We start from the raw sequence: 1,763 nt of genomic DNA, 5'->3' as shown, positions 1-1,763 counted from the left end.
CACGAGGACACCGCCGAGCAGGCCCGCCCCGACTGGGAACGCCCCCTGCGCCGCCTCACCGCCCGCCACCAGGTCCTCGCCATCGAGATCATCGACCCCCGCGAACTCGACCTCCCCGACGTCGGACTCGTCGAGATGACCGACCCCGAGACCGGCACCGTCCACGAGATCGTCCTCAGCCGCCGCGTCCGCGAACGCTACGCCGCCGCGGCCGCCGCGCAACGCGACCACACCCGCGCCGCCCTCCGCCGCTGCGGCGCCCACCACCTCGTCCTGCGCACCGACCGGGACTGGATCGCCGACATCGCCCGCTTCGCCCTCCGCCAGCGCCGCGCCGCAGGCCGGCACTTCACCACCGCGGGAGTGCGCCCATGACCTTCCTGTCACCCGAACGCCTCTGGCTCCTCGGCGTCCTGCCCGCCCTGGCCGCCGTCTACGTCCTGCTCCAGCTGCGCCGCGGCCGCCACGCCGTCCGCTTCACCAACCTCGCCCTGCTCTCCCAGATCGCACCACGCCGCCCCGGCTGGCGCCGCCACGTCGCCGCCGCCCTCTTCCTCATCATGATCACCCTGATGATGATCGGGTTCGCGCGGCCCGCCGACTCGGTCAAGGTCCCCCGCGACCGCGCCACCATCCTCGTCGCCATCGACGTCTCCCTGTCCATGATGGCCAGAGACGTCCCGCCCAGCCGCTTCGACGCCGCCAAGGCCGCCGCCAAGAACTTCATCGGCGAACTCCCCGGACGCTTCAACGTCGGCGTCGTCGCCTTCGCCGGCAGCGCCAACCTCATCGCCGCGCCCTCCGCCGACCGCGGCGCCGCCATCGCCTCCATCGACCAGCTCGTCCTGGCCAAGCGCACCGCCATCGGCGAGGCCGTCTTCACCAGCCTCCAGGCCGTCCGGTCCTTCGACGCCGAGGCCAGCCAGGACCCGCCGCCCGCCCACATCGTCCTGCTGTCCGACGGGGACAACACCACCGGACGCTCCGTCCAGGAGGCCGTCGACGCCAGCCGCGCCGCGCACGTCCCCGTCTCCACCATCGCGTTCGGCACCCCCTACGGCACCGTCGACATCGAGGGCGAGACCACCAGCGTCTCGGTCAACAAGGAAACCCTGCGGTCCCTCGCCGACAGCACCGAGGGCAAGGCCTACGAGGCCGCCGACGCCGACCAGCTCCGCGAGGTCTACGCCAACATCGGCACCTCCCTCGGCTTCAAGACCGAGCACCGCGACGTCGCCGCCCGCTACACCGGCATCGCGCTGCTGTTCGCGCTCGCCGCCGGAGGCGCCTCCCTCGCCTGGTTCTCCCGCCTGCCCTGACCGCTGATACGGTTCGCCGACGTGGGGGAACACTACTTCGCCGAACGCCCCGGCACCGCGAGCCGCCGCCGCACCGTCGACCTCGTCCTGCCCGACCTGCACCTGCGCCTGGACACCGACAGCGGCGTGTTCTCCCCTGACCGCGTCGACCCCGGCACACGCGTGCTGCTGGAGACCGTCCCGGCACCACCAAACGACGGCGACCTGCTCGACCTCGGCTGCGGATACGGCCCCATCGCCCTCACCCTGGCCAAGCGCTCTCCCGAGGCGAGAGTCTGGGGCGTGGACGTTAATCAGCGGGCCTTGGACCTTGCTGAGAGCAATGCACACGCCGCCGGCCTTGACAATGTAAGGTTCATCTTGGCGGATGATCTCGACCCCGGCCTCCGCTTCGCCGCGATCTGGTCCAACCCCCCGATCCGCATCGGCAAGGCCGCCCTGCAC

General features: G+C 72.0%; 3 protein-coding genes. All 3 read left to right on the top strand.

The window, feature by feature from the left end:
• Window positions 1–375: DUF58 domain-containing protein (locus ETD83_RS41670; RefSeq protein ID WP_456236762.1), on the top strand; the 375-nt coding region annotated here is incomplete at its 5' end.
• Window positions 372–1,319 (top strand): VWA domain-containing protein, encoded by a 948-nt coding sequence (locus tag ETD83_RS41665; protein WP_138650741.1) that lies wholly within the window; start codon window positions 372–374, stop codon window positions 1,317–1,319. The genes ETD83_RS41670 and ETD83_RS41665, both read left to right, overlap by 4 nt.
• A 21-nt stretch (window positions 1,320–1,340) precedes the next feature.
• The coding region (locus ETD83_RS41660) for a class I SAM-dependent methyltransferase (protein ID WP_138650740.1) at window positions 1,341–1,763 on the top strand (423 nt) is incomplete at its 3' end.

The organism is Actinomadura soli, from assembly GCF_005889715.1.
In the GTDB taxonomy this organism is placed as follows: Bacteria; Actinomycetota; Actinomycetes; order Streptosporangiales; family Streptosporangiaceae; genus Spirillospora; species Spirillospora soli.
Note: the sequence above shows the minus strand (reverse complement) of the source record. Positions and strands in the feature narration are given on the sequence as shown.